A 1,005-nucleotide genomic window follows, 5' to 3' on the forward strand; every position below is an offset into this window, starting at 1 on the left:
TGCACAAAGAGAAGCGAATGAGGAGTAAATGAGAAAATTCAACCAATGCAGACATCTTATTTATCACTACTCTAAAGCGCAGCGTCTCTAAACCTCTTTGTGAAAAAGTAACTTAAACTAATTGCACAAAGAGAAGCGAATGAGAAGACAAAACCGATCCAGACATTTTACTTTGTTTATTACGACTCTAAAGCGCAGCGTCTGAAAACTTCTTTGTGGAAAAGTAACTTAAGCAAATTGCACAAAGAGAAGTGAATGAGGAGTAAATGAGAAACTCAACCAATGCAGACATCTTATTTATCACTACTCTAAAGCGTAGCGTCTCTAAACCTCTTTGTGAGTAATGTTTAAAAATTAGTCTTTTAAGAGTGAAGCTAAATAGAGGAACAGCAAATGAAATAGCTTAAAAATTAAATCTTTTTATACCGTCAATTAGTTTTATAGTATTAAAGTTGATTAAAAGGCCAGCACTAACATTTGCAAGTTTCATATAGGTTATTAATTGTGCCGAATGAATCGGTAATAACTTTTCTACAGATTTAAGCTCGATTATTAATTTATTGGGCAACAAAATATCTAACCTGTAGCCAGCATTAATATGTGTGTCTTTGTAATAAACAGGTAAGTCATGTTGACTCTTCGACGTTAGACCTAATTCATTTAATTCATATATTAAACAGGCTTCATAAGTCGATTCTAACAAACCTGGCCCTAAAGTTTTATGTACCTCTATAGCACAACCAATCACAGCATGTGTCAATTTATTAATATCCATATATATCCTTATAAAACTTTAAGCGCATTGATTTTATATCATAGACAATAAAAGATTAATTGCACAAAGAGAATAAAATGAGGAGTAAATGAGAAGACAAAGTTAATACAACATTTTATAAATTTAGTGTTTTAATTACTTCTCTAAAGCGGAGCGTCTCTTAAACTCTTTGTGAGTATTTGTTTTTAAGGATTAAAGTTTAGCTTTCAAAGCCAGCAAATTAGTCATCT

At 31.6% G+C, this 1,005-nt stretch carries 1 protein-coding gene; it reads right to left on the reverse strand.

Translation table 11 applies throughout. The features are described 5' to 3' along the window. Positions 1-403: 403 nt before the first annotated feature. Positions 404-775 (reverse strand): GxxExxY protein, encoded by a 372-nt coding sequence (locus tag AN393_RS19555; RefSeq protein ID WP_055018941.1) that lies wholly within the window; start codon positions 773-775, stop codon positions 404-406. Positions 776-1,005: the final 230 nt, after the last annotated feature.

This window comes from Pseudoalteromonas sp. P1-25, assembly GCF_001401805.1.
Lineage (GTDB): Bacteria > Pseudomonadota > Gammaproteobacteria > Enterobacterales > Alteromonadaceae > Pseudoalteromonas.

Bases quoted from the DNA above. Each gene is read 5' to 3' on its own strand.
- AN393_RS19555 (WP_055018941.1), bottom strand. From the start codon at position 775: ATGGATATTAATAAATTGACACATGCTGTGATTGGTTGTGCTATAGAG.